We start from the raw sequence: 4,583 nt of genomic DNA, 5'->3' as shown, positions 1-4,583 counted from the left end.
GGAACCGCCACCAGCGGTTCCCCTGGCTGCGTGCCCGGGGCCGCACGAACGTTGCGCGCGACGTCGTGGCCGGGCTCAACCCGGGGGGCGGGCCGCACAACAAAGTGGTAGCCCACAGACGGGACTTCAGAAGAGGCGCTCCGGGACCTCTGCTGTTGCGGGGCGGTCGAGCGGGGTGGGCGCTACGCGAACCCGCCAGCCGGCGCGCCGGCCGCGCACGGCGATGAGAGCCGCCAGCAGGATCAGCGCGGCGACCAGCACGGCGAAGCCGAGGATCGGCCACGCCGGCAGGCGGGCGGGAGCCGGCGGACGAGCCGGCACCACCAGGGGTGGCACCGCGGCCGGCGCCGCCGGGTCCAGGCCGTCGGTCACCGCCCGGTACGGGTTGACCAGCCCGGCGCCGTAGGACTCCCGCCCGCCCGGCGCCGGCGTCGCGGTGGCCAGGATCCGGTTCGCCACGTCGGCCGCGCTCAGCTCCGGCCGCGCCGACCGCACCAGCGCCGCGGTGGCCGCCACGAACGGCGCCGCGAAGCTCGTGCCCTGCCAGTACTGATGTCCACCGGCCCGGGTCGCGGCCAGCACCCCGCCGCCGGGCGCCACCAGGTCGACGTGCGACCCGATCTGCGACCCGGGCAGCCGCTCGCCGGCCTCGTCGACGGCGCCGACCCCGAGCACCCCGGGATATCCGGCGGGGTACGAGATCTGCGCGGCGGATCCCTGCTGCCCGTTGCCGGCGGCGGCCACGACGAGCACGTCCTTCTGCACGGCGTGCGCGATCGCGTCGCGGATCAGCGGGTCGTTGCCGGTGCCGGCCAGCGACAGGTTCATCACCGTCGCGCCGCTGTCGGCCGCGTGCCAGATGCCGCGGGCGAGCACCGCCGGGTCGATCATCGCCACGCCGCCGCTGTCGGTGTAGCCGCGGTCGCTCACGCGTACCGGCAGGATCGTCGCGCCGGGCGCGAGACCCGCGAACCCGACGCCGGCCACCGGCCGCGCCGCGATGATGCTCGCCACCGCGGTGCCGTGCGAGTCGCAGTCGAAGTCGCCCGGCAGCTTCCCGACGAGGTGGAAGTCCTCGCCGCGCAGCACCACGCCGCGCCCGCGCAGCTGCGGGTGACCGGCGTCGACCCCGGAGTCGACCACGGCGACGGTGACGCCGGCGCCGGTGCTGAACGGCAGCACGGCGGCCGCGTCCAGCACCCGCTGCGCCCACGGCGCGGCGGTCACCACCGGGCGGGCCGGGTCCGGGCTGGAGCAGGCGCCGGGCGGCGGCGCGAGCACGGGCACGGGCACGGCGGTCAGCGCCGCCGCCAGAACGTGTGCGATCCCCATGACCGTCAATCGTCTCGGCGCGACCGCGGCCATCGCCGGCGCTGGCCGCAACCGGTCAGCGGCTCACATCCGGCTCAGATACGACCCAGGGCCGGTCCCAGCGACTGAGCCGTGTCGGTGAGGATCTGCACGTAGTCGTCGTGCTCGAAGGTGAACGGCAGCGCGAACGCCACCTCGTCCACCTCGCGGAATGCCGCGTGCGCGTGCAGCCGCTCGGCGATCTCCGCGCTGCTGCCGACGATGTCGGGGGAGAACATCATCCGGGCCGGCCCTTGCGGTGTCGCGGTGCGTGGCAACCGCGCGTCGCAATACGAGCGGTAGCGCTTCTTCTGCTCCGCCGAGGCGCTGTCGGTCGGGATCACCACCAATCCTTGCGACACCCGGCCCGACGGGCTGGCGGCCCGGAACGCCCGGATGTGGGACAGCTGGATCTGCTCGAAGTCCTCCGACTCCTCGGCCTTCACCACGCTGCTGGTCAGGAAGTTCATGCCGTGCTCGCCGGCCCACGTCGCGGACCGCAGTGAGGCGCCTCCGTACCACAGGCGTGACCCCAGCCCGGGGGAATGCGGCTGCACCCGGTCGGAGAACCGCTCGAAGCCGACCTGGCCGGCGGTTGGAGCGGCCGGCTCGCCGCGGATGAACGACAGCAGCCGGGACACGCGCTCGTAGCTGAAGTCCTCGACGTCGGCGGACGACGGGTAGAGCGCGGTCTTGACCTCGTCCCACCGCATCGGCGGCCCGACGCTGAGGCCCGGGTTGAGCCGGCCGCCGGAGAGGATGTCGACGGTCGCCCAGTCCTCGGCCAGCCGCAGCGGGTTCTCCCAGCCCAGCGGCGTCACCGCGGTGCCCAGCTCGATGCGGGACGTGCGCTGTGACGCCGCGGCCAGCACCGCCACCGGCGACGAGATGCCGAACTGCAGGTGGCGGTGCCGGAGCCAGGCGCTGTCGAAGCCGAGCCGCTCGCCCAGCTCGATGATCTCGAGGGTGGACTCGTGCCCGCTGCGCGGGTCGGCCTCGTCGAACAGTCCGATGGTCAGGAAGCCCAGCTTGCGCAGCGGACGCGAGTCAGTCACATGATCCAGTAAACCTCAGCCCTTGACCCCGCCGGCGGTCATGCCGGAGACGATCTGCCGGTTGAAGAACAGGAACATCACCAGCGGCGGGATGGTGATCAGCAGGATGTTCATGAAGAGCAGGTTGTACGCGGTCGCGAACTGGCTGGTGAAGTTGTAGATGGTCAGCTGCACGGTGGCGTTGGCGTCGCCGGGCAGGAAGTACAGCGGGTTCTGGAAGTCGTTGAAGATGGCCACCGCCTGCACCACGATCACCGTGATGATCACCGATCGCAGCAGCGGGAAGATGACCCGGAAGAACAGCCGGGTCGGGCTGGCCCCGTCGATGATCGCGGCCTCGTCGAGATCCTTGGGGATGGTGGCGATGAAGGCCCGGAACAGCAGGATGCAGAACGACAGGCCGAACGCCACCTCGACGAGGATGAGCCCCGGCATGGTGCTGAACAGCCCGAGGGCCTGCAGGACCCAGATCGTCGGCACGATCGCCGGCGGCATGATCAGCCCGGCCAGCACCAGGAAGTTGATCAGCCCGTTCCACCGGCTCTTCCGGCGCTGGAGCACGTAGGCCACCATCGCCGACAGCACCACCAGGATCGCCACGCTGGCGACGGTCAAGATGATGCTGTTGATGAAGGCGATGATCAGCATGTAGTCGCGGGCCTCGATGACCTCCTGGAAGTTCTGCACGAACTGGAGGTTTGTCGGCCAGGAGAAGTCCAGCTCCGATGCCTGGCCGCGGTCCTTGAGCGCGGTGAGCACCATGAACAGGAACGGCACCACGAAAACGATGAACGACAGCACGATGGCCAGTGCGCTGAGCCAGTAGTTCTTCCGCGATCGGCGCCGGGCCGGCGCAGCGGCGGTGGTGGCGGTGGCGACGGCGGTCACAGGTCCACCTCCTTGCGGTTGAGCGCCCAGAAGAGCGGCACCACGACCGCGCACACCAGCACGAACAGGATGACGTTGCCGGCCGTGGACAGGCCGTAGAACCCGGCTTGGTACTGCTTGTAGATCACCGACGCGATGACGTCGGAGCTGAAGCCGGGACCGCCGCGGGTCATCGCCCAGATCAGGTCGAAATACCGCAGGCCGCCGATCAACGACAGGATGATCACAGTGACCGTCGCCGGGCGGGCCAGCGGCAGGATGATGTGGAAGAACCGGTTGGTTGCGCTGGCGCCGTCCATCTTGGCCGCCTCGAAGTACTCGTTCGGGATCGAGACGATGCCGGCGATGTAGATGAGCGTGGCCAGCCCGACGCCCTTCCAGACGTCCACCAGGGCGACCGAGAAGAGCGCCAGGGACGGGTTGGTCAGCCAGCCCGGCCCGTCGATGCCGACCAGCCCGAGGGTGTCGTTGATCAGGCCGCGTTCCGGGTTCATCAGGACCTGGAACATGATGCCCACGCCGATGCCGCTGAGCAGCACCGGGAAGAACACCACCGACCGCAGGTAGCCGCGGGCGATGATCTGCGAGGTGAGCAGCACCGCGAGCAGCATCCCCAGGACCACCTTGAGACCCGAGGTCACCACGCCGTAGATCAGCGTGTTGACCAGGCCCTTGGTCAGGGCCGGCTCCTGGAAGAACGAGACGAAGTTGTCGAAGCCGATGAACGTGGTGGAGAAGATCGACCACCGGGTCAGGCTGAAGTAGAGCGCCGCGAAGGTGGGCACCAGGAACAGCACGCCGAAGATGACGGCGGCGGGGAAGTAGAACCAGTAGGGGTAGTGGCGCTCGCGAGTCCACCGCTTCTGCTTGGGCCGCCGCTCGGCGGCGCCGCGCTGCTCGCGCGTCGCCGCCGGCGTCGTTGTCGTCGTCATGCGGGCCTACCAGCCCTCGAGGCCGAGCTGCTGTGCCTGCTTCTTGACGTCCTGGTCGTAGAGGGCCGCGCCGGCGTCGGCCTTGCGGATGCCGGAACCCACCTCGACGGTGATCTGCTCCAGCGCCGGGCCCTTGACCGGTGAGACGAACTCCAGCGCCGGGCTGTTGTTCTTGTTGTCGAAGTACGGCTGCGCGTCCTTGACCGCCTGCGGCACGTCGTCCGGGAGGGTGCAGCCCTTGATCGCCAGCGGGCCGCTGGGCGCGTAGGCCTTCGCCGTCGAGGTGCAGCCCTCGGGGCTGGCCACCCAGGCGACGAACTTCTTGAGCGCGTCGAGCTTGGCGCCCTCGGTGGTCTGC

General features: G+C 70.3%; 4 protein-coding genes and 1 pseudogene. All 5 read right to left on the bottom strand.

Annotation, left to right across the window (positions count from 1 at the left end; genetic code table 11):
- Positions 1–126: 126 nt before the first annotated feature.
- Complete coding sequence (gene mycP, locus AB0M20_RS28720; protein ID WP_364303434.1) at positions 127–1,332, bottom strand: type VII secretion-associated serine protease mycosin; 1,206 nt, start codon at positions 1,330–1,332, stop codon at positions 127–129.
- A gap of 74 nt (positions 1,333–1,406) precedes the next feature.
- Entirely contained in the window at positions 1,407–2,405 is a 999-nt protein-coding gene (locus tag AB0M20_RS28715; protein ID WP_364303433.1) for an LLM class flavin-dependent oxidoreductase, read from the bottom strand.
- Between the two features lie 15 nt (positions 2,406–2,420).
- On the bottom strand, positions 2,421–3,293 hold the full coding sequence (locus tag AB0M20_RS28710; protein WP_364303432.1) for a carbohydrate ABC transporter permease: 873 nt from the start codon (positions 3,291–3,293) through the stop codon (positions 2,421–2,423).
- The gene (locus AB0M20_RS28705; RefSeq protein ID WP_364303431.1) at positions 3,290–4,225 is read right to left on the bottom strand and encodes a sugar ABC transporter permease; all 936 of its coding nucleotides are present in this window, start codon (positions 4,223–4,225) and stop codon (positions 3,290–3,292) included. Before AB0M20_RS28705 ends, AB0M20_RS28710 begins: the two co-directional genes overlap by 4 nt.
- A gap of 6 nt (positions 4,226–4,231) precedes the next feature.
- A pseudogene (locus AB0M20_RS28700) lies at positions 4,232–4,583 on the bottom strand (carbohydrate ABC transporter substrate-binding protein); the annotation flags it as partial.

The organism is Actinoplanes sp. NPDC051633 (assembly GCF_040681735.1).
Classification (GTDB): Bacteria; Actinomycetota; Actinomycetes; order Mycobacteriales; family Micromonosporaceae; genus Actinoplanes.
This window is presented reverse-complemented; position numbering and strand designations above follow the sequence as displayed.

Excerpts from the sequence above, each read along its gene's own strand:
- mycP (WP_364303434.1), bottom strand. The coding sequence starts at position 1,332 with ATGGGGATCGCACACGTTCTGGCGGCGGCGCTGACCGCCGTGCCCGTG.
- AB0M20_RS28705 (WP_364303431.1), bottom strand. The coding sequence starts at position 4,225 with ATGACGACGACAACGACGCCGGCGGCGACGCGCGAGCAGCGCGGCGCC.